A 26166-nucleotide genomic window follows, 5' to 3' on the forward strand; every position below is an offset into this window, starting at 1 on the left:
TGTGCCCCGCCCCTGCCTACCGTGATCACATGCAGCCGAACATTGCGAGCCTCGCCGACCGCCCGGACATGCTGGAGCGGGTCGTCGGGATGGCGGACAGCTGGCCGGAGTTCGTGATCCAGGACCTCGTGGGCGCCGCCCACTTCCCGCGGATCGCCGCCGAACTCCCGGAGTACGTCCTGTTCGCCGAGGACGAGCAGGGCGAGATCGTGGCGAACGCCTACAGCGTGCCCTTCGCCCTCGGCACCGAGCAGCGCGGTGGCCGGCTGCCGGCCAACGGCTGGGACGCGGTACTGGTGTGGGCGTTCTCCGACCTCAGGCGCGGAGTCCGGCCGGACACCGTCAGCGCGATCTCGGTCTCCATCGCCCCGCAGGCACAGGGCCGCGGCCTGTCCGCGGTGATGCTCTCGGCCATGCGCGACAACGCCCGGGCCCGCGGCTTCCGCGAGGTCGTCGCCCCGGTCCGCCCCAACGCCAAGCACCTGGAACCGCACACGCCGATGGAGGAGTACGCCCACCGCGTCCGTCCCGACGGCCTGCCCCAGGACCCGTGGCTGCGCGTCCACGCCCGGGCCGGAGCCACCATCGACTCGGTGGCACCGGCATCCATGACGGTGGCCGCCCCGCTCGCGGACTGGCGCCGCTGGACGGGCCTGCCCTTCGCCTCCGACGGCGACATCGAAGTGCCGGGCGCGCTGGTGCCGGTGCGCTGCGAGACGGAGCGCGGATACGCGGTGTACGTCGAGCCCAACGTGTGGATGCGGCATCCCCTGTAGGTGACGTCCGCCGCAGGCCGTGACGCACAGGACCGTCCTGCGGCCCACCACCGGCCCGGGGGCGGGCTCTTCAAGCGAAGTGATCAGCATGACAACGGTTCGGTGCAACCCGTGACCGGTTGTCCGTGTCGGGCTATACGCTCGGATCCCCTACAGGGTCCGAGTCACTCGCACGTCCGTCCCCATCGGTCACACCGGTCCAGGAGCAGTCATGTACGGCCACGGCGCGGCGCCGCCTCCCCGCAGCGCGGCAACGGTCATCTCTCTGCGCGTGCTGTTCGCCGCAGCCGGGTTCCTCACCTGCGGCGTGCTGGCCTGCGTCCCGCTGTTCCGGGTGGCCGTCCTGCGCGGCCGGGCCCTCGACTGGGTGCTGGCGTGGGTGAGCCTGCCGCTGTCCATCGCCTGCTTCGCCGTGATCGGCTCGCTGCCGGAGAGCGACCGCCGCACCGACCTCGCACTGGCGATGATCCTGCTGCTCGGCGCGGGTGCCGCCATCTACTTCCTCGTCGTGGACATCGGCCACCACGGCCGGCGGCGGGCGTTCGCCGGTTACGCGCCGCCCCAGGCGCCGACCGTCCCGACCGCCGCGCACACCCCGTACGGCTACCCGCACCCCGCGCCGCCGTACGCCCCGACGTCCACGCCGGTCCCGCAGCCCCCCGCCCCCGCCCCGCACGACACGCCTCCGGCCGCGGGCCCGATGCAGCCGCCCCCGTCCCCCCGGCGCCCCGCTCCCGCCCGCATCGACCAGGTCCGCGCCGAACTCGACGAGCTCAGCGACTACCTGCGCCGGCACGAGGGCGAAGGCCACCGGGACGGCCCTCACGGGGACGGACGGTGACCGCGGCGGCAGGACGTGTCGTCGCCGGCCGCTACGAACTGTCCGCCGTCCTCGGGCAGGGCGGCATGGGCCAGGTCTGGACGGCGTACGACCAGCGGCTCGACCGGCGCGTGGCGGTGAAGCTGCTGCGCCCCGACAAGGTCGCCGGTCAGGACGCGGAGGAACTGCGCCGCCGCTTCGTGCGCGAGTGCCGGGTGACCGCGCAGGTCGACCACCCCGGCCTGGTCACCGTGCACGACGCGGGCAGTGAGGGCGAGGAGCTGTTCCTCGTCATGCAGTACATCGACGGCGCCGACCTCGCCGGCCACCTCGCCGAGCATTCCCCGTACCCCTGGCCGTGGGCGGTCGCGGTCGCCGCGCAGCTGTGCGCCGTGCTGAGCGCGGTGCACGCCGTGCCGATCGTCCACCGCGACCTCAAGCCGCGCAACGTGATGGTGAAGCAGGACGGCACCGTCACCGTCCTCGACCTCGGCGTCGCCTCCGTCATGGACGCCGACACCACCCGCCTCACGCACACCGGCACCCCGATCGGCTCGCCCGCCTACATGGCACCGGAGCAGGCGATGGGCGGCGCCGTCGGCCCGTACACCGACCTGTACGCGCTCGGTGTGGTCCTGCACGAACTGCTCAGCGGGGACGTGCCCTTCTCCGGCTCCACGGTCCTCGGTGTCCTGCACCGGCACCTGTACGAACCCCCGCTGCCCGTGCGCCGCATCCGCCCCGAAGTGCCCGAGGCCCTGGAAGCCCTCGTCCTGCGCCTCCTCGCCAAGGACCCGCAGCACCGGCCCGCCTCCGCGCAGGAGGTCTACGAACAGCTGGAGCCGCTCCTGCCGGCGCACGGCACGCCCACCGGAGCCGCCCTGGATCCCACCCGCCCGTTCCTGCGCCCGCACGCCCCCTGGCCGGATCGTGCGCGCACCCCGGCGCCCCAGCCCGCGCCGCCCGCCGCACCCGTCGCCGAGACCACGGGCCTGACGGACATCGTCCGCGCCGTCGACGAGGTCAAGCGGCTCCTCGGCGAGGGCCGCATCACCCAGGCCGTCGACATCCTCGGCGCGATCCTGCCCGTGGCGGCGGAGCAGCACGGCGAGCACTCCCCGGTGGTGCGCACGTTGCGCAAGCAGTACGCGGCCACGCTCCTCGACGACGGTCAGTACCGGCGTGCGCTGCCCGAGCTGCGCCGGCTCGCGGACGAACGCGCCGCCGAGGCGGGCCAGGCCGACCCGCAAGCCCTGCGCTGCCGCTATGAAGCCGCCCAGTGTCTCGAACAGCTGGGCGAACCGGCCGCGGCGCTCGCCGAGTACCGGGCGGTGCTGCCGTACTACGAGAACCAGTACGTCGCCGCCGGCGGACCCGAGCTCGCGCACGACGTCCGGCGCCGGATCGGGCACCTCCAGCTCGCTCTCGGCGACCGCGGCGCCGCCCACGACACCCTGGCCCGGCTGCTGCACGACGTGGAGCGCACCCATGGCCACGGGCACCCGCTCGGGGCGGAGATCCGCAGGACGCTGCAGTGGCTGGGGCAGGTCCGCGGCTGACGACCGCCCCGGCTGAGGCGCGGCGGTGCCGGAAGTCCCGGTGAATCGTTGGTCGAATGGGTTGGCCAGAGCTGGACCACTGCCTACCATCGATCATCGCAAGACCTTGTGCACCGTCGCACAATCTCCTCGGGAGGTTTCCTTGCACCGCCGCCGTCGCACCGCGCTCCTCCTCACCGCCGCGATCGCCGCCGCGGCGCCCCTGCTCACCGCCTGCGGGAACGACGCGCATCCCGGCGCGGCAGCCGTGCTGGGCGGCCAGCGGATCACCGTCTCCCAGCTGGAAGAACGGGTCGGCGAGGTGCGCGCGGCCCAGCGGGCGGCCGCCCAGGACGAGGCCCAGTACCAGCAGGCCATCGCCAGAACCGGCACCCTCACCCGCGACACCCTGCACACCATGGTCCTGGACCGGGTGCTGCACCGCGCCGCCGAGAACGCCGGAGTGACCGTCTCCCGCAAGGAGGTCCAGGCGATGCGGTCCGGCCTGGAACAGCAGGCCGGCGGCGCCAAGGGGCTGGAGACGACCTGGCTCCAGCAGTACGGCGTCCCGCCGCAGCGCCTCGACGACAACCTCCGCCTGCAGCTGGAGGCCCAGAAACTCGCCGAGAAGCTGGGCACGACCACCGACCGCCCCGAGTTCTGGAAGGCCCTGTCCGACGCCTCCAAGGACCTGGACGTCGACCTCAACCCGCGCTACGGCACCTGGGACGTCCAGAAGAGCAGGCCTGCCGAGGCCAAGACGCCCTGGGTACGGGACGTGACGACGGCGCAGACGCAGCAGCAGGGGATGTAGAGCAGGACGACGGCCCACCCGGAGGACACCCGGCACCCGCCCTCCGGGCCCTGGGCCCACCCGCAGGGCACCCGCGAACCGGGGACCTGTGGACGACTTCGGGTGCCGGCGGTGGCGTGGGATAGCTTCGAACCGTGAACGCCAACAGCCCCGAAGCCACCCCGGGCCCCGAGCGGACCGCTCCCGATGCGGCCGCCGCCCCCGGCCGCATCGTCCTGCTCACCACCAGCCACCGCGTCGCCCCCGGCCTGCTCTCCTGGCCGGCCTGGCAGGCCCTGCACGAGGCCGACCAGGTGCTGTGCGCGGACGGCACGCATCCGCAGCTGCCGTATCTGCGCGAGGCCGGGATCACCGTCGCCGAGGCGTCCCCGACCGCGCAGGAGCTGCTCGACATCTGCGCCGGCGGACACACGGTGGTCGTGGTGGCGACGGGCGAGGGCGAACCGGCTCTCACGGACGGCCTGGCCCGCCTGGCCGGCTCCGGCCGTGCCGCCATGCCCGAGCTGGAGCTGCTGCCCGCCTCCTACGACCTCCCCGGCGCCCGCCTCCTCGACCTCGTCCAGGTCATGGACCGCATCCGCGCCGAGTGCCCCTGGTCCTCGCGGCAGACCCACGAGGGCCTGGCGAAGTACGGCATCGAGGAGGCCTACGAGCTCGTCGAGGCGATCGAGGAGGGCGACCGTGACGAACTGCGCGAGGAGCTCGGCGACGTCCTTCTCCAGGTCGTCTTCCACGCCCGCATCGCCGAGGAGGGGCGGCCGGAGGACGGGTCGGAACCCTTCTCCATCGACGACGTGGCCGGCGGCATCGTCGCCAAGCTGATCCACCGCCATCCGCATGTCTTCGGCGACGCGACGGCCGGCACGCCCGAGGAGGTCAGGGAGCACTGGCTGCGCACGAAGGCGGTCGAGAAGCAGCGCACCTCGATCACCGAGGGCATCCCGCTCGGCCAGCCCGGCCTGGCCCTCGCCGCCAAGCTGGCCTCCCGCGTCCGCACAGCGCACCTGGAGATACCGCTCCCGCCCGGCGAGGGCATCGGCTACGAGCTGCTGGCCCTGGCCGTGCGGGCCGAGTCGGAGGGCGTCGACCCGGAGGCGGCCCTCAGGGCGGCGGCCCGCGCGTACCGGGATGCGATCAGGGACGCCGAGGGCTGAGCGACCCGGGGGCGGGGAAGGGCACGAAAGCCGCACAACCGAGCAGCCGAGGGCGGACGGGACGGCGGCAGCCGCTCAGCTGAGCGTGAGGGTGGACGGAGGCGGCGGCAGCCGCTCGGCCGGGCGTGAGGGTGGACGGAGGCGGCGGCAGCCGCTCAGCCAGGCCCGTGGATGAGGGCAGGCTGCGGCAGCCGCTCAGCCGGGCCCGTGGATGAGGGCAGGTTGCGGCAGCCGCTCGGCCGGGCCTGTGGATGAGGACAGGCTGCGGCAGCCGCTCAGCCGGGTCCGTGGATGAGGGCAGGTCGCGGCAGCCGCTCGGCCGGGCCCGTGGATGAGGGCAGGCCGCAGCAGCCGCTCGGCCGTGGCGGTCGCGCAACAGACCGCGGGCCCCGCCCCGCGCCGTGACGGTGGCGGGCCGCTGCCGGAAGCCGGATACGGTCGAGGAGTGACCGACCAGCCCCAGCCCAGCCCTGCCGCGACCGCTCCCGATCTCTTCACCTGGGAGTTCGCGAGCGACCCCTACCCCGCCTACGCCTGGCTCCGCGAGCACAGCCCCGTCCACAAGACGCGACTGCCGAGCGGTGTGGAGGCCTGGCTGGTCACGCGGTACGCCGACGCCAAGCAGACGCTCGCCGACAACCGGCTCTCCAAGAACCCGGCGCATCACGACGAACCAGCGCACGCCAAGGGGAAGACGGGCATCCCCGGCGAGCGCAAGGCCGAGCTGATGACGCATCTGCTGAACATCGACCCGCCGGACCACACCCGGCTGCGGCGGCTGGTGTCCAAGGCGTTCACACCCCGCCGGGTCGCCGAGTTCGCGCCGCGGGTGCAGGAGCTCACCGACACGCTGATCGACGGCTTCGCGGCGGAGGGATCCGCCGACCTGATCCACGAGTTCGCCTTCCCGCTCCCCATCTACGCCATCTGCGATCTGCTCGGCGTCCCGCCCGAGGACCAGGACGACTTCCGTGACTGGGCGGGCATGATGATCCGTCACCAGGGCGGGCCGAGAGGCGGTGTGGCGCGGTCGGTGAAGAAGATGCGCGGCTACCTGGCCGACCTCATCCACCGCAAGCGCGAGGCGCTGCCCGCCGAGCCCGCCCCCGGCGAGGACCTCATCTCCGGTCTGATCCGCGCCTCGGACCACGGGGAGCACCTCACCGAGAACGAGGCGGCGGCCATGGCCTTCATCCTGCTGTTCGCCGGTTTCGAGACAACCGTCAACCTGATCGGAAACGGCACCTACGCCCTGCTCACCCACCCCGGACAGCGGTCCCGGCTCCAGGCGTCCCTCGCCGCCGGGGAGCGCGGCCTGCTGGAGACCGGCGTCGAGGAACTCCTCCGCTACGACGGCCCCGTCGAACTCGCCACCTGGCGTTTCGCCACGCAGTCCCTCACCCTCGGCGGGCAGCGCATCGAGGCGGGCGACCCCGTCCTCGTCGTGCTCGCCGCCGCGGACCGGGACCCGGAGCGGTTCGCCGATCCGGACGTACTGGATCTCTCACGCGGCGACAACCAGCACCTCGGATACGGCCACGGCATCCACTACTGCCTCGGCGCCCCGCTCGCCCGCCTGGAGGGCCAGACCGCGCTCGCCACTCTCCTCACCCGCCTTCCGGACCTCCGGCTCGCCGCCGATCCGGCCGAGCTGCGCTGGCGCGGCGGCCTCATCATGCGCGGGCTGCGCACGCTGCCGGTGGAGTTCGCACCGGCAGCACCGGCAGCACCGACTGGCAGGTGACGAAACATCAGGCCTGTGATCTTCACGTGATCTGCGCGGCATGAACTTGTGACAAGTGATCGTCTGCCGATACGTTCACCCATCAACGCGGAGGGATGCACGCCGCGTCGGTCACTGCTGTCGCGTGAAAGGTCTCCGTATGCTCTCCGGGAACGGTCGGCACCGTCGCCCCCGCCAGGCTCCGGCTCTCCTCGTCGCGGCCGGAGTCACCGGCTCCGCCATCGCGATCCCGCTCCTCGGGGCCTCCGGTGCCAGTGCTGCCGACGGCACGACCTGGGACCGGGTCGCGGACTGCGAGACCGGCGGCGCATGGAGCGAGAACAGCGGCAACGGCTACTACGGCGGCCTGCAGTTGTCCCAGGAGGACTGGGAGAGTCACGGCGGTCTGGACTACGCCGCGAGCCCCGACCTGGCCAGCCGCTCCCAGCAGATAGCCGTGGCCGAGAGAATCCTCGCCGACGAGGGAGTCGGCGCGTGGCGCACCTGTGGACTGCTCTCCGGCCTCGAGCAGGGCAAGGGGTCCGGCTCCGGTTCGTCCGACGCGTCCGACTCGTCCGGCGAGGTGGACTCGCCCGGCCTGCTCGACTCGCTCGGCTCGTCCCCTTCGGACACTTCCTCGCCCTCTCCTGACGCGTCGTCCACCTCGAAGGATGAAAGCGTCAAGCCGGACAAGTCGACCGAATCCCCCGACTCGTCGCGGGAGCGGCGGTCCGACGGCTCCTCCCCGGACGCCTCCAAGAGCGACAAGGCCGACAACGCCCGGCAGGGTGACGGCTCCTCGCGACCGGCCGACAGCGGCTCCGGCCGTCATCGCGGCCCCAGTGCCGACGAAACCGGCGACCCCGACGGCGCCGGTGCGGAGAAGTCCACGGGGCGTCACTCCGCGCCCGCCGAAGAGAGTTCCGGCGATACGTCCGAAGGTGCCTACATCGTGGGTATCGGCGACAGCCTCTGGTCCATCGCCGACGCCCTTCGTGTCGACGGGGGGTGGCACGCGCTCTACGAGGGCAACGAGAAGGAGGTCGGAGCCGACCCGGACCTCATCCTCCCCGGTCAGGCGCTCACGGTCGAGGGCGAAGCGGACGAGAAGTAGCCGTTCGGACAGTACGGAAACGGCAACCGAAGTCGCCCCGAAACCGGGTGAGTTCACGTCATGTTTCGCGGCTGATGTCCCGTTTTGGGCCCGTGAGAGATAGATCTCAGAAGCCTTGATCGTCTTTGAAATTCCGCGGATCTCGTGTCTACGGTCGAGACCGCTCGCCACCGCGAGCCCCGGCTGCCGCAACGCCGAATCCTGCCAGCGGCCGCACGGGAACAGTCGTCGCGTCAAGCGCCGTAGGCAGGAGCGGGGGACCCAAGGTAGGTGCCCGACCGGCCGGTTGTGCCGGAAGGGCTTGGGGTGAAGCCGCGTCCCGTCAGGGACGTGGCCGGGCAACTCAACCGGCCCGAACCCGACAGCTCACCTCGCAGGCGTCGGTGAGGGGATCCATCCATGCTGTTTTCCGGCAAGGGCACGCACCGCCGTCCGTCCAAGGCCACCCGGGCCATCGCCATCGCCGGTGTCACCGGCGCCGCCGTCGCCGCCCCGCTGATGGCGGCCGGCAACGCGTCCGCCGCCACCACCTCCGAGTGGGACGCGGTCGCCCAGTGCGAGTCCGGCGGCAACTGGTCCATCAACACCGGCAACGGCTACTACGGCGGTCTGCAGTTCTCCGCCTCCACCTGGTCCGGCTACGGCGGCACCCAGTACGCCTCCACCGCCGACCAGGCCACCAAGGCCCAGCAGATCGAGATTGCCGAGAAGGTCCTGGCGAGCCAGGGCAAGGGCGCCTGGCCGGTCTGCGGCAAGGGCCTGTCGGGTGCCTCCACCGGGGGCGGCTCCTCGAGCGACTCCGGCAGCTCCTCGCAGCAGCAGAGCACCGAGACCCGCGAGACCCAGCAGCAGCCGGCCTCCCGCTCGGACGAGCGCCCGGCGGCCAAGAAGACCGTCACCACCCCGACCGGCAAGAAGGTCAAGAAGGGCGACGGCGAGTACAAGGTCGTCAAGGGTGACACCCTCGGCTCGATCGCCGCGGACAAGAAGGTCAAGGGCGGCTGGGAGAAGCTGTTCGAGCTGAACAAGGACATCGTCGAGGACGCCGACCTCATCTACCCGGGCCAGCAGCTGCACCTGAAGTAAGCAGCGGCCCACCCGGACCCTCCCGGGTCCACCCGCTCCCCGCCCCGGTGCGTCATCCCCCGTACGCACCGGGGCGGGGTTTTTTCGGCAACCGTCTTTGTTCCGTTCGGAAACAATTTACGCTCGGTTCTGTCCATGGGGTGGGCGACCCGGTGGCCGATCGCCCCGAGCCGGTTAGGCTCATGTCGCGAGCCACCGGGCCCGCACCTCGCCGGGTCCGCGCGACCCGCGTACCGCGTCACATGAAGAAGGAGATGCTCGTGCCGTCCATCGACGTCGTCGTAGCCCGGGAAATCCTGGACTCCCGAGGCAACCCCACGGTCGAGGTCGAGGTCGGCCTCGACGACGGCAGCACCGGTCGTGCCGCCGTCCCGTCCGGCGCCTCCACGGGCGCCTTCGAGGCCATCGAGCTCCGCGACGGCGACTCGAACCGCTACCTCGGCAAGGGCGTGGAGAAGGCCGTCCTCGCCGTCATCGAGCAGATCGGCCCGGAGCTGGTCGGCTATGACGCCACCGAGCAGCGCCTGATCGACCAGGCCATGTTCGACCTGGACGCCACCGACAACAAGGGCTCCCTCGGCGCCAACGCCATCCTCGGCGTCTCGCTCGCCGTCGCCCACGCCGCCTCCGAGGCCAGCGACCTCCCCCTCTTCCGCTACCTGGGCGGCCCCAACGCGCACCTGCTGCCGGTGCCGATGATGAACATCCTGAACGGCGGCTCGCACGCCGACTCCAACGTGGACATCCAGGAGTTCATGATCGCCCCGATCGGCGCGGAGTCGTTCTCCGAGGCCCTGCGCTGGGGCGCCGAGGTCTACCACACGCTGAAGAAGGTCCTGAAGAGCAAGGGCCTGGCCACCGGCCTCGGCGACGAGGGCGGCTTCGCCCCGAACCTCGGCTCCAACCGCGAGGCCCTCGACCTCATCCTCGAGGCCGTCAAGGAAGCCGGCTACACCCCGGGCGAGCAGATCGCCCTGGCCCTCGACGTCGCCGCCTCCGAGTTCTACAAGGACGGCTCCTACACCTTCGAGGGCAAGACCCGCTCGGCGGCCGAGATGACCGAGTACTACGCGGAGCTCGTCGACGCGTACCCGCTCGTCTCCATCGAGGACCCGCTGTTCGAGGACGACTGGGAGGGCTGGAAGACCATCACCGCCAAGCTCGGTGACAAGGTCCAGCTCGTCGGCGACGACCTGTTCGTCACCAACCCCGAGCGCCTCGCCCGCGGCATCGAGGAGGGCGCGGCCAACGCCCTGCTGGTCAAGGTCAACCAGATCGGTTCGCTCACCGAGACCCTGGACGCCGTCGAGCTGGCCCAGCGCAACGGCTTCAAGTGCATGATGTCCCACCGCTCCGGCGAGACCGAGGACGTCACCATCGCCGACCTGGCCGTCGCCACCAACTGCGGCCAGATCAAGACCGGCGCCCCGGCCCGCTCCGAGCGCGTCGCCAAGTACAACCAGCTGCTGCGCATCGAGGAGATCCTCGACGACGCCGCGGTGTACGCCGGCCGCAGCGCCTTCCCGCGCTTCAAGGGCTGACGGCCGACCCACCGGGTCAAGCCTTAGCCAGTCGTACGTACGTCCCCGTACTCGGTCCCGTACCGTGTCCGGGGACGTACGCGCGTATGACGGTGGAGCGGGAGGCGGACAGATGGCCGTGAAGGACCGGGACCGGTTCTCCACCGCGACCAGGATCCGGTTGCTCGGCGAGCAGACCGCGGCCCGGGTCTACCGTTCCCAGACCAGGCGCCAGGCCCGCCGCTCGCGGCTGACCGGCCGGGCCGCGCTGCTCGCCCTGGTGATGTGCTCGCTGATCGTGGCCCTGGCCTACCCGATGCGGGAGTACGTCTCGCAGCGCGCCGAGATCGACGACCTCCGGCGCGAACAGCAGCAGGCCCGCGAGCGTGTCGAACGGCTGCGGGACCTGAAGGCGCGCTGGCAGGACGACGCGTACGCCGAGCAGCAGATCCGGCAGCGGTTGCACTACGTCATGCCGGGGGAGACGGGCTTCATCGTCGTCGACCCGCACGCGGCGCGGCAGTCGCGCACCGACCTGGGGGCGGCCGACCGCCCCTGGTACTCGAACGTCTGGGACGGGGTCGACAAGGCCGACGCCTCCGACCGGTGACCCAGCCCCAGCCAGTGACCTGAACCCAGAGAAAGACAGCCTGAAGACAGTCATGGAAACGCCCCCGCCGACCACCCCGCGCACCGAGCCGACCGACACCGACGTCGAGGCCTTCAAGCAGCAGCTCGGTCGGCCCCCGCGCGGGCTGCGCGCGATCGCGCACCGCTGCCCGTGCGGCCGGCCCGACGTCGTCGAGACGGCCCCCCGGCTGCCCGACGGGACGCCGTTCCCCACGCTGTACTACCTGACGTGCCCGAAGGCGAACTCGGCCATCGGCACGCTGGAGGCCAACGGCGTGATGAAGGAGATGACCGAGCGGCTGGCCTCGGACCCGGAGCTGGCGGCGGCCTACCGGGCCGCGCACGAGGACTACATCCGGCGCCGTGACGAGATCGAGGAGCTGAAGAACTTCCCGAGCGCGGGCGGCATGCCGGACCGGGTGAAGTGCCTGCACGTCCTGGTGGCCCACTCCCTGGCCGCGGGGCCGGGCGTGAACCCGCTGGGCGACGAGGCGCTGGCGATGCTGCCGGAGTGGTGGCGCAAGGGCGCCTGTGTGACGACCGCGGAGGAGGACGCCCAGTGACCCGTGTCGCCGCCGTGGACTGCGGTACGAACTCCATCCGGCTCCTGGTCGCCGACGCCGACCCGGACACCGGTGAGCTGGTCGACCTGGACCGCCGGATGACGATCGTGCGGCTCGGGCAGGGCGTCGACCGCACCGGCCGGCTCGCCCCCGAGGCGCTGCAGCGGACCTTCGCGGCGTGCCGTGAGTACGCCGGGATCATCAAGGAGCACGGGGCGGAGCGGCTGCGGTTCGTGGCGACGTCCGCCTCCCGGGACGCCGAGAACCGCGACGAGTTCGTGCGCGGTGTGCTGGACATCCTGGGCGTCGAGCCCGAGGTGATCACCGGCGACCAGGAGGCCGAGTTCTCCTTCACCGGCGCCACCAAGGAGCTCACCGGGAGCGACCACCTGCCCAAGCCCTACCTGGTCGTGGACATCGGCGGCGGCTCGACCGAGTTCGTCGTGGGCGACGACCATGTCCGGGCCGCCCGCTCGGTGGACATCGGCTGTGTCCGTATGACCGAGCGTCACCTGGTCCGGGACGGGGTGGTGAGCGACCCGCCCGCCGGGGAACGGATCGCGGCGATGCGGGCCGACATCGAGGCCGCGCTCGACCTCGCCGAGCAGACGGTTCCGCTGCGCGAGACGCGCACGCTGGTCGGCCTGGCCGGATCCGTGACGACCGTGTCGGCGATCGCGCAGGAGCTGCCCGCGTACGACTCGCAGGCCATCCACCACTCCCGCGTCTCCTACGACCGGGTCCGCGAGATCACCGAGTGGCTGCTGCGCTCCACCCACGCCGAGCGCGCCGCCGTGCCCTCCATGCATCCGGGCCGGGTCGACGTGATCGGGGCGGGCGCCCTCGTACTCCTGTCGATCATGGAGCGGATCGGCGCACGGGAGGTCGTGGTGAGCGAGCACGACATCCTCGACGGCATCGCTCACAGCTGCGCCGCCGAGGTGCGCTGAGGCGGTGCCGGTGTCGGGCGGGGCGTCACAGGTTGCGATGGACGTCCCGCCGGTCGCCCACCTCGACCACGAGGACGACGAGTTCGCCATCGTTGATCTGGTAGGCGACCCGGTAGCTACCGACCCTGAGCCGGTAGAGGCCCGAAGGGCCGGTGAGCTTCTTGACGTCGGCGTCCTGGCGGTACGGGTCGTCACCGAGTGCGGTCAACGCGGTCAGGATGCGCATAGCGTCGGGGCGGCTGATCGCCCGGAGCTGACGTTGTGCCGCCGTGGTGAACCGGAAGGCGTACTTCACGCCGCCTCGCCGTCCTGCTCGGTGAAAAGGTCCGCCAGCAATCCCGCCATGGTTACGGTGCTGCCTCCCTCGGCCAGTACCGCTTCGGCCTCACGCGCCAGCATCACGTCGGCCGCTTCCTCCAACGCTTCGAAGTCCGCGATCGGGACCACGGCTGCCACCGGTGCGCCGTTGCGCGTGATGACGGTCGGGACGCCTTCCTCGGCCCGGTTGATGTGATCGGCGAGGTGCGCGCGAGCTTCCCGAACGGTCACGGTGTTCTCAGTCATGCAATGGGTGTACGCATCAGCGTGTACACGGCGCATCCGTGGAGGGAAGCGCGCTCGTGCGCGATCCTCGACGGCATCGCGTGGTCGGTGGCCCAGCCCGCTTCTGAGCAGGCATGGATCACGAATGAGCGTCTCCGGGGGCCCGGAGGGACCCCCCGGGGACAGCCCGCCGGAAAAGTTCGTGAAGTTCTTCACAAGGAATTCGGCCCTCCCGGGCGACGAGAAGGGTCCCGTTGACCCGTCCGGGGGCTGAACAGGCCTTTGAACATGTTCAGAAGCATGGTATGGAGGTGTCCGGGGAGGCATTCGAAGCGGCGGTCGCGGAACCCCTCACGGAGGGTCCTCGGGCACAGAGAGGCAGCTCACGCGGCATTGACAACGCTCCGGGGTGCACAAAGGAGCCCGGTTGTCACCATGACGTGGATCACGCGGGCCGCGGAGGATAGCACACACCCTGCAAGAGCTTGTGAAGGGGCGCACGAGCCACCCCCCTGAGACGGGTGGATACTCGATGGCATGAGCACCACGGAGCGTCCCAGGATCCTCGTAGTAGGCGGTGGGTACGTAGGCCTGTACGCAGCTCGGCGCATCCAGAAGAAGATGCGCTACGGCGAGGCGACCGTCACGGTCGTCGACCCCCGGTCGTACATGACCTACCAGCCCTTCCTCCCCGAAGCCGCCGCCGGCAACATCTCCCCGCGTCACGTCGTCGTCCCGCTGCGGCGCGTGCTCCCCAAGGCGGAGGTTCTCACCGGCCGGGTCACCACCATCGACCAGGACCGCAAGGTCGCCACGGTCTCCCCGCTGGTCGGCGAGGCCTACGAGCTGCCCTTCGACTACCTGGTGATCGCGCTCGGCGCGGTCTCCCGCACCTTCCCGATCCCCGGCCTCGCCGAGCAGGGCATCGGCATGAAGGGCGTCGAGGAGGCCATCGGCCTGCGCAACCACGTCCTCGAGCAGCTCGACAAGGCCGACTCCACCACCGACGAGGAGATCCGCCGCAAGGCGCTCACCTTCGTCTTCGTGGGCGGCGGATTCGCCGGTGCGGAGACCATCGGCGAGGTCGAGGACATGGCCCGCGACGCGGCGCAGTACTACAAGAACGTGTCCCGTGAGGACATGCGCTTCATCCTGGTCGACGCCGCCGACAAGATCCTCCCCGAGGTCGGTCCCAAGCTCGGCAAGTACGGCAAGGAGCACCTCGAGGGCCGCGGCGTCGAGGTCTACCTGTCCACCTCCATGGACTCCTGCGTCGACGGCCACGTGGTGCTGAAGAACGGCCTCGAGGTCGACTCCAGCACCATCGTCTGGACCGCCGGCGTCAAGCCGAACCCGGCCCTGGCCCGCTACGGCCTGCCCCTCGGCCCCCGCGGTCACGTCGACTGCGAGCCGACCCTCCAGGTCAAGGGCACCGACTACATCTGGGCCGCCGGCGACAACGCCCAGGTCCCGGACCTCGTCGGCCGCAAGGCCGGCAACGAGAACGCCTGGTGCCCGCCGAACGCCCAGCACGCGCTGCGCCAGGCCCGGGTCCTCGGCGACAACGTGGTGTCCGGCATGCGGGGCTTCCCGCAGAAGGACTACGCGCACGCCAACAAGGGCGCGGTGGCCGGTCTCGGCCTCCACAAGGGCGTCGCGATGATCGTCATGGGCAAGATGAAGATCAAGCTCAAGGGCCGTCTCGCCTGGTACATGCACCGTGGCTACCACGGCCTGGCGATGCCGACCTGGAACCGCAAGATCCGCGTCTTCGCCGACTGGACCCTGGCGATGTTCCTCAAGCGCGAGGTCGTCTCGCTCGGCGCCATGGAGACGCCGCGCGAGGAGTTCTACGAGGCCGCCAAGCCGGCCCCGGTCGCCGCCGCGCCGAAGGAGAAGACCGAGGAGAAGGCCAAGGCCTCCTGACCTCGCGTCACCCGTCCGTCCGACGAAGGGCCTCCCGCCATCCGTGGTGCGGGAGGCCCTTCGGCGTGCCTGCATCCCGTCACGGTCCTCCGGAACGCCGGACAGCCGCGTCCGGCCGGGCGAAGCGGCGGTTTTGCCCAGACATGACGCGTGCCGGGGACTGCGCCCGAGCCCCGCAGGTGTTTACGTGGTGTCGGACATTCCGGGATTCCTCGTCACGGAGGTGTACACCATGGCAGACGCCGCGCCGCGGCTGCAGGGCCTTTTCACACAGTTGCTGGGAGCGCCGCTCCCGGTGGGCATCCGCGCATGGGACGGTTCGCAGGCCGGCCCGCCGGGCGCGCCGACCCTGGTCGTACGCAACCGCCGCGCGCTGCGCCGCCTGCTGTGGAAGCCCGGCGAACTGGGCCTGGCCCGCGCCTGGGTCGCGGGAGACCTCGACATCGAGGGCGACCTCTACACGACCCTCGATCTGCTGGCCGGTCTCATCTGGGAGCGCGGCGAGGACGCCCGCACCCTCGCCCAGGCCCTGCGCGACCCCGAGGTACGCGCCGCCGTCCGCGGACTGGTCAAGCTCGCCGGACTCCCGCTGCCGCCCGCCCCGCCCCCCGAGGAGGCCCGCAGCCCCCGCCGTCACCTGCACACCAAGCACACCGACCGGCGCGCCATCAGCCACCACTACGACGTCGGCAACGACTTCTACGAAATCGTCCTCGGCCCGTCGATGGTGTACTCCTGCGCCTACTGGCCCACCCCGGACAGCACCCTCGAACAGGCCCAGCACGACAAGCTCGAACTCGTCTGCCGCAAGCTCGGCCTGAGACCCGGCGGGCGGCTGCTGGACGTGGGCTGCGGCTGGGGCTCCATGGCCGTCCACGCGGCCCGTGAGCACGGCGTGCGGGTCGTCGGCGTCACCCTCTCCCAGGAGCAGGCCGCCTACGCCCGCAAGCGCGTCGCCGACGAGGGCCTCACCGACATGGTCGAGATCCGCGTCCAGGACTACCGCGACGTCCAAGACGGCCCCTACGACGCCATCTCCTCCATCGGCATGGCCGAACACGTCGGCGCCGAGCGCTACCTGGAGTACGCCGCCGACCTGTACGACCTGCTCAAGCCCGGCGGGCGGCTCCTGAACCACCAGATCGCCCGCCGCCCGCAGCGGGACGAGACGACGTACAGCATCGACGCGTTCATCGACTCCTACGTCTTCCCCGACGGCGAACTCCAGCCGATCGGCATGACCGTGACCCAGCTGGAGCGCGCCGGGTTCGAGGTGCGCGACGTCGAGGCGCTCCGCGAGCACTACGCCCTGACCCTGCGCCGGTGGGTGTCCCGCCTGGAGGCCGACTGGCAGCGGGCCGTCCAGCTGGCCGGCCCCGGCCGGGCCCGCGTCTGGCGCCTCTACATGGCGGCCTGCGCGCTCGCCTTCGAACGCAACCGCATCGGTGTCAACCAGGTCCTGGCCGTCCGCGCCCCGGAGCCGGGCGCCTCCGGGATGCCGCTGCGGGCCCGCACCTGGGGCGCGCCCGACCAGGACTGACCCGGGCACGACGGGAAGGGCCGGATTCCCCGTGACGGGAAACCCGGCCCTTCGGCGTACCGCGGAGCGGCGAGGTCACTCCGCCTTGATCGCGTTCAGCATGTTCAGCCGGGCGGCGTTGCGGGCCGGCCACATCGCGGCCAGGACGCCGACCAGACCGGCCAGCACCAGGAAGATCCCGATCCGGTCCCAGGGCAGGACCAGCGTGTACCCCGGGACCTGGTCCGCGAAGGTCTCGCCGATCGCCCAGCCGAGGAACGCCCCGAGACCGATGCCGATCACCGCGCCGAACACCGAGATGACCACGGCCTCCAGCCGGACCATTCGCTTCACCCGGCGCCGGTCGAGACCGATCGCGCGCAGCATGCCGATCTCCTGCTGCCGTTCGAAGACCGACATCGCCAGGGTGTTGACGACACCCAGCACGGCGATGATCAGGGCCATCGCCAGCAGGCCGTACATGATGTTCAGCATCGTGTTGATGATGCCGCCGAACTCGTCGCGGATGTCCTGCCGGTCCATGACCTTGACCGCGGGGTTGTCGCCCAGCGCGTCGACGACGACCTTCTCGTTCGCCGCGGTCTGGCCGCCGTCGACCTTCACGAAGATCTGCTGGATGGACGGCTTCGTCTCGTGCCGGTCGACGATCCTCCGGTCGATGAGGACGGGGGAGAGGAACTCGCTGTCCTTGTAGACGGCGCCGACCGTCAGCTCGGCCTTCTTGTCGTCGCCGAAGGTGACGGGGACGGTGTCGCCGGTATTCCAGCCCCTGCTCTTCGCCGTCTTCTCGGCGACGGCGATCCGGCCCTGGGCGAGCGAGTCCGCGCTGCCGCTGACGACGTCGACGGCCAGGACCTTCTCGATGTCGCCGGGGGTGACCGCCGAGGCGGAGACGAAGTCGTCGCCGTCGACCCTGAAGTAGGAGCTCTGCTGGGGCGAGACCGCGGACACGCCCTTCGCCTTCTCCAGCGCGGTCAGTGCCGAGCCGTCGAGGTCACCGCCGTTGGCCATCGAGACCATGTAGTCGGCCTTGATGTTGTCGGTGGTCATCTTGTCGATGGCCGTGCCGACCGTGATGCCGAGTACCGACAGGCCGGTCACCAGCGTCAGTCCGATGGCCAGTGCCGAGGCGGTGGCGCCGGTGCGGCGCGGGTTGCGGACCGCGTTCTGCCCGGCCAGCTTGCCGGCCACCCCGAAGGGGCCGACGAGCAGCGGACGGACGAGCGCGATCACGGGCCGGGACAGCAGCGGAATCAGGATGATCACGCCGATCAGCGCGAAGAAGGCTCCCGCCCCGATGTACATGCGGCCGTCGTCGCCGCCGGTCGAGGCACCCGCCACGATCCCCGTCGCACCGAGGGCGGTGACGACCGCACCGATGGAGTTGCGCAGCACCAGCGACTTGGTGGTGGCCACCGCGTGGACACTGTTCATGGCCGCCACCGGCGGGATCTTCGCGGCCCGGCGGCCGGGCAGCCAGGCGGCGAACGTCGTGATCAGCACGCCCACCGAGAAAGCCGCGATCACCGGCGTGGCGGACAGGATCAGCGGACCGTCCGGCATCTTCATGTCGAACGCGGCCATGCCGGAGCGCAGTCCGACGGCCAGGCCGATGCCGAGGACGAAACCGACGGCCGAGGCGACCAGACCCACCAGCGCGGCTTCGGCGAGCACCGAGCGGGTGACCTGCCTGCGGGACGCGCCGACCGCGCGCATCAGGGCGATCTCCTTGGTGCGCTGGGCGACCAGCATCGTGAACGTGTTGGAGATCAGGAAGATCCCGACGAAGAGCGCGATGCCCGCGAAGCCCAGCAGGACCTGCTTGAGGCTGCCCATGCCCTGCTCGATCTGCTCGGCCTGCTCGTCGGCGAGCGCCTTGCCGGTCTGCGCCTCGGCGGTGTCCGGCAGCAGCGGCTTGACGGCGCCCAGGATCTTCGCGTCGTTCGCCCCCGGGGCGGCGGTGACGGTGACGCTCTCGAAGTAGCCCGGCTTGAGGTACTGCTGCTGGGCGACGGCGGTGTCGAAGAGGACGAGGCTGCCGCCGGCGTTGACCGCGCCGTCCTCGGTGGTGAACACCCCGCTGAGGGTGTACTCCTTCACCGGGCCGTTGGTCGCTACGCGCACCCGGTCGCCGACCTTGTACTCGCCCTTGGCGGCGGACTCCTCGTCCAGGGCGATCTGGTCGTCCTTCACCGGGCCGGAACCGTCGGTGAACGTGTAGGCGGCGTCCTTGCCGTCCTTGCCGGGGGCGAAGTTGGAGCCCTTGTTGGACCAGCCGACGCCGATCAGCTTCCCGTCGGGGTCGGCGACCCCGGCGAAGCCCTCGACACGGCCGTAGACCCCTGCGACGCCGTCCACCGCGGAGATCCTGTCGAGGACCTTGCCGGACAGGCCCGGCTCCTGCTCGGGGTCGTCCGGGTCGGCGTGGGAGGAGACGGCGACGGCGACGTCGTCGTAGCTCTTCGCCGACTGGTTGCGGAAGGCGTTGGAGAGGGTGTCGGCGAAGACCAGGGTGCCGGAGACGAATGCGACGCCGAGCATCACGGCGAGCACGGTCATCAGGAGCCGGGCCTTGTGCGCCAGCACATTGCGCAAGGCGGTACGGAACATGGGTTCTTCTTCTCAGTTCTGTCGGTCCTGACGGGGGATCAACTGGTGCGGCCCTTGGCGTCGAACTCCTTCATGCGGTCGAGTACGGACTCGGCCGTCGGCCCGTGCATCTCGTCGACGATCCGGCCGTCCGCGAGGAAGACCACCCGGTCCGCGTAGGCGGCGGCCACCGGGTCGTGCGTCACCATCACCACCGTCTGCCCCAGCTGCCGCACGGAGTTGCGCAGGAAGCCCAGCACCTCGGCGCCCGAGCGCGAGTCGAGGTTTCCGGTGGGTTCGTCCCCGAAGATGATCTCGGGCCGGGAGGCCAGCGCCCGGGCCACCGCGACACGCTGCTGCTGACCGCCGGACAGCTGGGACGGCCGGTGGCCGAGCCGGTCCGCCAGGCCGATCATGCGGATCACGGAGTCCAGCCACTCCTTGTCCGGCTTGCGCCCCGCGATGTCCATCGGAAGGGTGATGTTCTCCAGGGCCGTGAGGGTCGGCAGCAGGTTGAACGCCTGGAAGATGAAGCCGATCTTGTCCCGGCGCAGCTTGGTCAGCTGCTTGTCCTTCAGCGAGCCGAGCTCGGTGTCGCCGATGCGCACCGACCCGGAGGAGAAGGAGTCGAGGCCGGCCACGCAGTGCATCAGAGTGGACTTGCCGGAGCCGGACGGACCCATGATCGCGGTGAACTCCGCCTGTCGGAAGTCGACGGAGACACGGTCCAGGGCGACCACCTGGGTCTCACCCTGCCCGTAGATCTTCGACAGATCCGTGGCGCGCGCGGCCGCTGCGGTGGCCCGGTCGGTGAGGGAAGCGGTGGTCACGGGATGGCACTCCTGTCGGACGGCTGTGCAGGGGAAGGACGTGTTCCATCGTCCGGGTTCCACGCCGCCTTGTAGTCCCCCGCTGTTCCGGTTCCGGGGACCGACTGCGGTCTGACCGCGCGGGGCAGTGTCATACCTGGGGATGACGAACTCCCCTGAGGGGCCCCGGTGTCGGGAACAGATGCTTCCGGGTGTCGAGAACAGGTGGAGTGCCCTCGTTCAGACGGTGAAATTCCGTCATTCCGCATACACGGCCGACTGCCACACGCAAGGCTATTGGCAAGTGCGGATGGCGTGTTCCGTGTGCTGATGCACCCTCAGACGTCAATAAAATAAGACAACATCGGTCCACGCTTCCGCTGTTCGAGGGACCCCTCCGGATAGTCTCGGAACCTCGATGCGGAGCCCACGGCCTGCCCGGATGGTGGAATGCAGACACGGCGAGCTTAAACCTCGCTGCCCCTTCGCGGGCGTGCCGGTTCGAGTCCGGCTCCGGGCACCTTCCGATCCCTGTGTGGTCCATTGAAGAGTTCACAGCGTGCCCGTTGACAGCCACCGCATGCCGTCGGAGACTCACACTCACATAGTGAAAGAAATTTCACCTGACGAACGTGGATGAGAAGAGGTCGTCCGATGCGCACCACCGTCGGCATCATCGGAGCGGGCCCCGCCGGCCTCCTCCTCGCCCGGCTGCTCCACAACGCGGGCATCGACTCGGTCGTCCTGGAGAGCCGCGACCGCTCCTACGTCGAACGGCGGCAACGCGCCGGCATCCTCGAACAGGGCACGGCGGACGTGCTGCGTGCGGCCGGCGCCGGGGAGCGCATGGACCGCGAGGGACTGCGCCACGACGGCATCGAGCTGCGCTTCGACCGCAGACGCCACCGCGTGGACTTCCCGGCCCTCACCGGCGGCCGGTCCGTGATGGTCTACGCCCAGACCGAGGTGTGCAAGGACCTCATCGCGCTGCACCTCCGGGAGGGCGGCCCCCTGCTCTTCGAGGCGGAGGCGCTGGCCGTGGAGGACGCCGCGACCGACGCCCCGCGGATCCGCTTCCGGCACCAGGGCCGCGAGGACGTCCTCCGGTGCGACTACGTCGTCGGCTGCGACGGCTTCTGGGGCGTGGCCCGCAAGGCGATCCCCGCGGAACTGGTCCGGGTCTTCGAACGGACGTACCCCTTCGGCTGGCTCGGCATCCTCGCCGACGTGCCGCCCTCCCACGACGAACTCGTCTACGCCCGCCACGACCGCGGATTCGCCCTCCTGTCCATGCGCTCCCCGGCCGTCTCCCGCCTCTACCTCCAGGTGCCCGACGGCACCGACGCCGGGGCGTGGGGCGACGAGGAGATCTGGGACGAACTGGAGCGCCGGTTCGAGACCGCCGACGACTGGCGCCTGGAGCGCGGCCCGATCACCCAGAAGTCGGTGACGCCCATGCGCTCCTACGTCCACGAGCCCATGCGTCACGGCCGCCTCTTCCTCGCCGGGGACGCGGCGCACATCGTCCCCCCGACCGGGGCCAAGGGCCTGAACCTCGCCGTCGGCGACGTCGTGACCTTCGCCCGGGCCCTGATCCACCGGCAGGAGACCGGATCGGCGGAGTTGCTCGACGCCTACTCCGCGACCTGCCTGCGCCGGGTCTGGCAGGCGGAGCGGTTCTCCTACGACATGACGAGCCTGCTGCACCGCGCCCCCGGCGCGACGCCCTTCGAGGACCGGCTCCAGCTCGCCCGGCTGGAGCGGATCGCCTCCTCGCGCGCCGCCGAGACGGACCTGGCGGAGGCGTACACGGGCTTCCCCTTCGGGTGAGCCCGGACACGACCCCTCCGGTGAGGGGAATCACCACGCCACGTAGCGTGTTGCGCAGCACGACGAGGGAAAGATCCTCCCCAAGCAGTAGGGTCATTCCTTTGCCTACCTATTACTCTTGAGCCAAGGCCACGCCTGGTGGCCATGGAGGAGTGAAATGAGGAGCAGAAACCCGGTCTTCTCGCGACGGGGGTTCAGCCGCGACAACGGCTACGCGGGCTTCAACACCGCGCCGCAGGCCGGGGGTCCCGCTGTCGCCACCCAGGGCAACCCGTACGCCCAGCCGACGGGCAACCCGTACGCGCAGAACCCTTACGCCCAGCAGCAGGACCTGCAGTACGGCGCGCCGCCGCAGGCCCCGGCCACCACCGGCCGGATGACCATCGACGACGTCGTCCTGCGCACGGCGAGCACGCTCGGCGTGCTCGTCCTCACCGCGGCGCTCTCCTGGGCCCTGCTGCCGGTCGACGAGGCCAACATCGGCCGTAGCTACGGCATCGGTATCGGCGCCGCGCTGATCGGCATGGTCCTGGCGTTCGTGCAGTCCTTCAAGCGCAAGGCCTCGCCCGCGCTGATCCTGACGTACGCCGCGTTCGAGGGTGTCTTCCTCGGCGTCGTGTCCAACATCGTCGACACCCACATCGCCGACGGTGCGGCCATGCAGGCCGTGATCGGCACCATGGCGGTCTTCGCCGGTGTGCTGATCGCGTACAAGGCCGGCTGGATCCGCGTCAACCGCCGCTTCTACGGCTTCGTGATGGCGGCCGCGCTCGGCTTCATCCTGCTGATGACCGTGAACCTGCTGTTCGCGGTGTTCGGCGGCGGTGACGGCCTCGGCTTCCGCAGCGGTGCCCTCGGCGTCGTCTTCGGCGTCATCGGCATCATCCTCGGTGCCTGCTTCCTCGCCCTGGACTTCAAGCAGGTCGAGGACGGCGTCGCCTACGGCGCCCCGCGCGAGGAGGCCTGGCTCGCGGCCTTCGGCCTCACGCTGACGCTGGTGTGGATCTACATGGAGTTCCTGAGGATCCTGTCGATCCTCAACAGCAGCGACTGATCTGACGGTCGTCGCGCGAAGGGCCCCGGCTTCGGCCGGGGCCCTTCGTCGTCAGGGGAGAACGCGCGCCTCAGAGGAGTTTGCGCGCGGCCCTCCTCAGGTCGTACTCGTGGACGATCGCCTTGGCGTGGCCGTACGCGAGGTTGTGTTCGTGCCGGAGCCAGCTGACCTTTTCCTCGAAGCGGAAGAGCGCCGGGCCTTCGTCGACGGTGCGCAGCCAGTCGGAGATCTGACGACCGGTGCAGTGGGGGATGCGGGCGAGCATGTTGCGATGGGTCTCTTCGGAGAAGACTTGGGACATCGGCGCCTCCGGACGCTGGGATGTAAGCCGGTCCTTCAGGTCACCGTGCCTGAGTGTTCGCCCGTTGGCAACAGTCCGGGTGCGGCGCGTACGCTCGCGGCGTGGTTGATACGACGCCTCTGACGCGTGCGGTGGAGCACTTCGCCGATCGATTGAGGGCTGCGCCCCAGAGCCGGTTGCAGCGGGGTGCTGCCGCCGAGGCTCTTGAGCTGGCCCGGGAATTGGCCCGGAGGGCGCAGGCTCTTGAGGAGCCGGGTGTGGAGCCTCGGGAGATGCCTGACGCGGGGATGTTTGCAGCAGCAGATCAGATCACGGTGGCCGGACATGATCTGGCGGTGGTGATTCCGGCGGATGCCGACGTCGATGAGGCGGTGCGGTTGGTGGAGGAAGCGCAGAAGCGGGCGGGGGTTTAGCGCCGCTCGCGGGTGCGGGTGGGCCGTGGTTGCTCGCGCAGTTCCCCGCGCCCCTGACGGGGCGCTCCACTGAGGGGCGCTTCCCTACAGGGACGCGATGACCCGGTCCGCCAGGATGTAGACGTTCTCCTCGCCGCACTCGAACGTGAGGGTGTACGCGCCCGAGATGCCGGAGCCGCCCAGGAGGACCGGGGTGGCGCCCGCGCGGAGGGCCGCTGCGAGGTGCTCCGCCGTCTCCCGGTGGCCCGGGGTCATGCACAGGGTCGTGCCGTCGGCGAAGACGTACACGTCCAGCGTGCCCAGCGGGCCCGGGCGCACGTCCGTCAGCTCGATACGCGAGGAAGCCAGCTCCTCCAGCGTGGCGACGGTGCGCTCGTGGTCGTTCACGACCGGCGACTGGGCCGGTACGAAGTCCGGGTGGGAGGGGTGGCGACGGCGGGCCGCGGCCAGCTCCGGGGACTCGGCGGCCGGCTCCTCGGCCTCCGCGCCGGACTCGGACACCGGCTCAAGACCCGCGAAATCGGCCTGGCGGGGCAGGAACAGATCGACCTCGGGCAGGCCCAGCAGGGAGGGCGCGTCGGAGGCGTCACGGGCCTCCTGGGCGGCCCAGAACGCCCGCGCCTCGGCGAGCTCCCGCTCCCGTTCCTCGGCGAGTGCGGCCGCCACGGCGGCGCGTATCTCCTCGGTGTCGGCAGTGGTGCGAGCGGCCGGCAGCAGCGCACGGGTGGTGGCGGCGCGGCTCTCGGCCAGCGCCGTGTGCAGGGCCGCGACCTGTCGGCGCAGCTGCAGGACGGTGCGCAGGACGGCGACGCCCACGGCGCCCGTGGCGGCCGTGGTGACCAGCAACGCGATCGGCATGGCGCTCACTGACGTACTCCCGGTTCAAAGTCGACCCCCGACTTCCTACATCAGCTTGAAGGGCGGACTAACCAGCTGTCAGTGCGTAACATCACGAAACGGACAGGGCTTCGGTATCGGGGGAGGGGGTGGGGCTACTGTGACCTGCGCTTCTCCCCTGGCGGAGGGAGATAGGTCACATCCTGGGGGAGATTGGATCACAAAACAGCCCAGAACCCTGGTGTTTTCAGGGTTCTGGGCCGGGATCTCACAGCGGGTGCTATGACGGCTACGGGCTGCCGCTCAGCTGAGGCGCTCGATGACCATGGCCATGCCCTGGCCGCCGCCGACGCACATCGTCTCCAGGCCGAACTGCTTGTCGTGGAACTGGAGGGAGTTGATCAGCGTGGTCGTGATGCGGGCGCCGGTCATGCCGAAGGGGTGGCCGACGGCGATCGCGCCGCCGTTGACGTTCAGCTTCTCCAGCGGGATGCCCAGGTCGCGGTAGGAGGGGATCACCTGGGCGGCGAACGCCTCGTTGATCTCGACCAGGTCGATGTCGTCGATGGTCAGGCCGGCCCGCCGCAATGCCTGCTTGCTCGCCTCGACCGGGCCGAGGCCCATGATCTCGGGCGAGAGGCCGGAGACGCCGGTGGAGACGATGCGGGCGAGCGGGGTGAGGCCGAGCTCGCGGGCCTTGGTGTCGGACATGATCACGAGGGCCGCGGCGCCGTCGTTCAGCGGGCAGCAGTTGGCGGCCGTGACCATGCCGTCGGGGCGGAAGACCGGCTTGAGGCCCTGCACGCCCTCCAGGGTGACGCCGGCGCGGGGGCCGTCGTCCTTGGAGACGACCGTGCCGTCGGGCAGGGTCACCGGGGTGATCTCGCGCTCCCAGAAGCCGTTCTTGATGGCCTCCTCGGCGAGGTTCTGCGAGCGGACGCCGAACTCGTCCATGTCCTGGCGGGTGACGCCCTTGACGCGGGCCAGGTTCTCGGCGGTCTGACCCATGGCGATGTACGGGTCGGGCAGCAGGCCGTCCTCGCGCGGGTCGTGCCAGGTCGAGCCCTCGGACTCGGCGACCGCGGCGGTACGGGCCTCGGCGTCGGCGAACAGCGGGTTGTGCGTGTCGGGGAGGCTGTCGGAGTTGCCCTTGGCGTAACGGGAGACCGTCTCGACACCGGCCGAGATGAAGACGTCGCCCTCACCGGCCTTGATGGCGTGCAGGGCCATGCGGGAGGTCTGCAGGGAGGAGGAGCAGTACCGGGTGATGGTGCAGCCCGGCAGGTGGTCCATGCCCATCTGCACGGCCACGACGCGGCCGAGGTTGTGCCCCTGCTCGCCACCGGGCAGGCCGCAGCCGAGCATCAGGTCGTCGATGTCCTTCGGGTCCAGCTCGGGGACCTTGGCCAGTGCGGCCTGGATGATCGTGGAGGTCAGGTCGTCCGGCCGCACGTCCTTCAGGGAGCCCTTGAAGGCGCGGCCGATGGGGGAGCGGGCGGCTGAGACGATCACGGCTTCGGGCATCACGGCTCCATTGACGTACCGGGTGGTCTGGCAGGGCTCACTGGGAAGTTACCCGTACGTATCGGCCCGGGTCACGGGTGTCACGGTGTGACCCTGACCGCAGTTTCCAAGC

At 70.7% G+C, this 26166-nt stretch carries 24 protein-coding genes, 1 tRNA gene and 1 riboswitch; of the genes, 18 read left to right on the forward strand and 7 right to left on the reverse strand.

Going from position 1 to position 26166, the window contains the following annotated elements:
- Positions 1-29 precede the first annotated feature (29 nt).
- The 12 genes from AB0F04_RS15755 (at position 30) to AB0F04_RS15810 (ending at position 12688) form a co-directional block, all read left to right on the forward strand.
- Entirely contained in the window at positions 30-776 is a 747-nt protein-coding gene (locus AB0F04_RS15755; protein WP_362041749.1) for an N-acetyltransferase, read from the forward strand.
- Between the two features lie 211 nt (positions 777-987).
- Positions 988-1617: a hypothetical protein gene (locus tag AB0F04_RS15760; RefSeq protein WP_362041751.1), complete on the forward strand. Its 630-nt coding sequence runs from the start codon at positions 988-990 to the stop codon at positions 1615-1617.
- 38 nt (positions 1618-1655) lie between these two features.
- The gene (locus AB0F04_RS15765) at positions 1656-3155 is read left to right on the forward strand and encodes a serine/threonine-protein kinase (RefSeq protein ID WP_362041964.1); all 1500 of its coding nucleotides are present in this window, start codon (positions 1656-1658) and stop codon (positions 3153-3155) included.
- A 142-nt stretch (positions 3156-3297) separates the two neighbouring features.
- A complete protein-coding gene (locus AB0F04_RS15770) occupies positions 3298-3948 on the forward strand; it encodes a SurA N-terminal domain-containing protein (RefSeq protein WP_362041754.1) in 651 nt (216 codons plus the stop codon).
- A 134-nt stretch (positions 3949-4082) separates the two neighbouring features.
- Complete coding sequence (locus tag AB0F04_RS15775) at positions 4083-5102, forward strand: nucleoside triphosphate pyrophosphohydrolase (protein WP_362041757.1); 1020 nt, start codon at positions 4083-4085, stop codon at positions 5100-5102.
- A gap of 445 nt (positions 5103-5547) precedes the next feature.
- Positions 5548-6846: a cytochrome P450 gene (locus tag AB0F04_RS15780; RefSeq protein ID WP_362041759.1), complete on the forward strand. Its 1299-nt coding sequence runs from the start codon at positions 5548-5550 to the stop codon at positions 6844-6846.
- Between the two features lie 139 nt (positions 6847-6985).
- Positions 6986-7939, forward strand: a complete 954-nt coding sequence (locus AB0F04_RS15785; RefSeq protein WP_362041762.1) for a transglycosylase family protein — start codon at positions 6986-6988, stop codon at positions 7937-7939.
- Between the two features lie 228 nt (positions 7940-8167).
- A riboswitch (cyclic di-AMP (ydaO/yuaA leader) is annotated at positions 8168-8334 on the forward strand.
- A 4-nt stretch (positions 8335-8338) separates the two neighbouring features.
- A complete protein-coding gene (locus tag AB0F04_RS15790; protein WP_362041764.1) occupies positions 8339-9025 on the forward strand; it encodes a transglycosylase family protein in 687 nt (228 codons plus the stop codon).
- Between the two features lie 260 nt (positions 9026-9285).
- Positions 9286-10566: a phosphopyruvate hydratase gene (gene eno, locus AB0F04_RS15795; protein ID WP_362041767.1), complete on the forward strand. Its 1281-nt coding sequence runs from the start codon at positions 9286-9288 to the stop codon at positions 10564-10566.
- Between the two features lie 112 nt (positions 10567-10678).
- Entirely contained in the window at positions 10679-11155 is a 477-nt protein-coding gene (locus AB0F04_RS15800; protein ID WP_362041770.1) for a septum formation initiator family protein, read from the forward strand.
- Between the two features lie 52 nt (positions 11156-11207).
- Complete coding sequence (locus tag AB0F04_RS15805) at positions 11208-11738, forward strand: DUF501 domain-containing protein (RefSeq protein ID WP_362041773.1); 531 nt, start codon at positions 11208-11210, stop codon at positions 11736-11738.
- A complete protein-coding gene (locus AB0F04_RS15810) occupies positions 11735-12688 on the forward strand; it encodes a Ppx/GppA phosphatase family protein (RefSeq protein WP_362041776.1) in 954 nt (317 codons plus the stop codon). Before AB0F04_RS15805 ends, AB0F04_RS15810 begins: the two co-directional genes overlap by 4 nt.
- A 25-nt stretch (positions 12689-12713) precedes the next feature.
- Here the strand turns inward: AB0F04_RS15810 and AB0F04_RS15815 are convergent, their stop codons facing one another.
- Positions 12714-12983, reverse strand: a complete 270-nt coding sequence (locus AB0F04_RS15815) for a type II toxin-antitoxin system RelE/ParE family toxin (RefSeq protein ID WP_362041778.1) — start codon at positions 12981-12983, stop codon at positions 12714-12716.
- Positions 12980-13252: a type II toxin-antitoxin system Phd/YefM family antitoxin gene (locus tag AB0F04_RS15820; RefSeq protein ID WP_362041781.1), complete on the reverse strand. Its 273-nt coding sequence runs from the start codon at positions 13250-13252 to the stop codon at positions 12980-12982. The genes AB0F04_RS15815 and AB0F04_RS15820 overlap by 4 nt, the downstream gene beginning before the upstream one ends.
- A 516-nt stretch (positions 13253-13768) precedes the next feature.
- Between AB0F04_RS15820 and AB0F04_RS15825 the strand changes: the two genes are divergently transcribed.
- Positions 13769-15157, forward strand: a complete 1389-nt coding sequence (locus AB0F04_RS15825) for an NAD(P)/FAD-dependent oxidoreductase (protein ID WP_362041784.1) — start codon at positions 13769-13771, stop codon at positions 15155-15157.
- Between the two features lie 232 nt (positions 15158-15389).
- Positions 15390-16697, forward strand: coding sequence for a class I SAM-dependent methyltransferase (locus AB0F04_RS15830; protein WP_362041787.1), 1308 nt, complete (start codon positions 15390-15392; stop codon positions 16695-16697).
- Positions 16698-16772: 75 nt separating this feature from the next.
- Here AB0F04_RS15830 and AB0F04_RS15835 read toward each other — a convergent pair whose 3' ends face one another.
- A complete protein-coding gene (locus AB0F04_RS15835; protein WP_362041790.1) occupies positions 16773-19307 on the reverse strand; it encodes an FtsX-like permease family protein in 2535 nt (844 codons plus the stop codon).
- 38 nt (positions 19308-19345) lie between these two features.
- Positions 19346-20116: an ABC transporter ATP-binding protein gene (locus AB0F04_RS15840; protein WP_362041792.1), complete on the reverse strand. Its 771-nt coding sequence runs from the start codon at positions 20114-20116 to the stop codon at positions 19346-19348.
- 415 nt (positions 20117-20531) lie between these two features.
- Here AB0F04_RS15840 and AB0F04_RS15845 point away from each other — a divergent pair.
- The 3 genes from AB0F04_RS15845 to AB0F04_RS15855 all read left to right on the forward strand — a co-directional run bounded on the left by AB0F04_RS15845 (position 20532) and on the right by AB0F04_RS15855 (position 22979).
- Positions 20532-20615: transfer RNA gene (locus AB0F04_RS15845), tRNA-Leu, on the forward strand.
- Between the two features lie 134 nt (positions 20616-20749).
- Positions 20750-21925 carry a 4-hydroxybenzoate 3-monooxygenase gene (locus AB0F04_RS15850; RefSeq protein WP_362041795.1) on the forward strand — a complete coding sequence of 392 codons (1176 nt, stop codon included), beginning with the start codon at positions 20750-20752 and terminating at the stop codon, positions 21923-21925.
- Positions 21926-22082: 157 nt separating this feature from the next.
- Positions 22083-22979 carry a Bax inhibitor-1/YccA family protein gene (locus tag AB0F04_RS15855; RefSeq protein WP_362041798.1) on the forward strand — a complete coding sequence of 299 codons (897 nt, stop codon included), beginning with the start codon at positions 22083-22085 and terminating at the stop codon, positions 22977-22979.
- 70 nt (positions 22980-23049) lie between these two features.
- On the opposite strand, the gene AB0F04_RS15860 is transcribed toward AB0F04_RS15855, so the two are convergent.
- Complete coding sequence (locus tag AB0F04_RS15860; RefSeq protein ID WP_003990751.1) at positions 23050-23280, reverse strand: DUF4287 domain-containing protein; 231 nt, start codon at positions 23278-23280, stop codon at positions 23050-23052.
- Positions 23281-23381: 101 nt separating this feature from the next.
- On the opposite strand from AB0F04_RS15860, the gene AB0F04_RS15865 reads away from it, so the two are divergent.
- Positions 23382-23693: a hypothetical protein gene (locus tag AB0F04_RS15865; protein ID WP_362041801.1), complete on the forward strand. Its 312-nt coding sequence runs from the start codon at positions 23382-23384 to the stop codon at positions 23691-23693.
- A gap of 84 nt (positions 23694-23777) precedes the next feature.
- Here the strand turns inward: AB0F04_RS15865 and AB0F04_RS15870 are convergent, their stop codons facing one another.
- Both AB0F04_RS15870 and AB0F04_RS15875 read right to left on the reverse strand, forming a co-directional pair.
- Positions 23778-24560: a hypothetical protein gene (locus tag AB0F04_RS15870; protein ID WP_362041804.1), complete on the reverse strand. Its 783-nt coding sequence runs from the start codon at positions 24558-24560 to the stop codon at positions 23778-23780.
- Positions 24561-24833: 273 nt separating this feature from the next.
- Positions 24834-26054, reverse strand: a complete 1221-nt coding sequence (locus AB0F04_RS15875; protein ID WP_362041807.1) for an acetyl-CoA C-acetyltransferase — start codon at positions 26052-26054, stop codon at positions 24834-24836.
- Positions 26055-26166 lie beyond the last annotated feature (112 nt).

Origin of the sequence: Streptomyces sp. NPDC029041, from assembly GCF_040637515.1 — a bacterium.
Classification (GTDB): domain Bacteria; phylum Actinomycetota; class Actinomycetes; order Streptomycetales; family Streptomycetaceae; genus Streptomyces.

Coding starts and splice junctions, on each gene's coding strand:
- AB0F04_RS15805 (WP_362041773.1), top strand. CDS start 11,208: ATGGAAACGCCCCCGCCGACCACCCCGCGCACCGAGCCGACCGACACC.
- AB0F04_RS15850 (WP_362041795.1), top strand. CDS start 20,750: ATGCGCACCACCGTCGGCATCATCGGAGCGGGCCCCGCCGGCCTCCTC.
- AB0F04_RS15860 (WP_003990751.1), bottom strand. CDS start 23,280: ATGTCCCAAGTCTTCTCCGAAGAGACCCATCGCAACATGCTCGCCCGC.
- AB0F04_RS15760 (WP_362041751.1), top strand. CDS start 988: ATGTACGGCCACGGCGCGGCGCCGCCTCCCCGCAGCGCGGCAACGGTC.
- AB0F04_RS15800 (WP_362041770.1), top strand. CDS start 10,679: ATGGCCGTGAAGGACCGGGACCGGTTCTCCACCGCGACCAGGATCCGG.
- AB0F04_RS15835 (WP_362041790.1), bottom strand. CDS start 19,307: ATGTTCCGTACCGCCTTGCGCAATGTGCTGGCGCACAAGGCCCGGCTC.
- AB0F04_RS15875 (WP_362041807.1), bottom strand. CDS start 26,054: ATGCCCGAAGCCGTGATCGTCTCAGCCGCCCGCTCCCCCATCGGCCGC.
- AB0F04_RS15820 (WP_362041781.1), bottom strand. CDS start 13,252: ATGACTGAGAACACCGTGACCGTTCGGGAAGCTCGCGCGCACCTCGCC.
- AB0F04_RS15755 (WP_362041749.1), top strand. CDS start 30: ATGCAGCCGAACATTGCGAGCCTCGCCGACCGCCCGGACATGCTGGAG.
- AB0F04_RS15855 (WP_362041798.1), top strand. CDS start 22,083: ATGAGGAGCAGAAACCCGGTCTTCTCGCGACGGGGGTTCAGCCGCGAC.
- AB0F04_RS15785 (WP_362041762.1), top strand. CDS start 6,986: ATGCTCTCCGGGAACGGTCGGCACCGTCGCCCCCGCCAGGCTCCGGCT.
- AB0F04_RS15825 (WP_362041784.1), top strand. CDS start 13,769: ATGAGCACCACGGAGCGTCCCAGGATCCTCGTAGTAGGCGGTGGGTAC.
- AB0F04_RS15830 (WP_362041787.1), top strand. CDS start 15,390: ATGGCAGACGCCGCGCCGCGGCTGCAGGGCCTTTTCACACAGTTGCTG.
- AB0F04_RS15790 (WP_362041764.1), top strand. CDS start 8,339: ATGCTGTTTTCCGGCAAGGGCACGCACCGCCGTCCGTCCAAGGCCACC.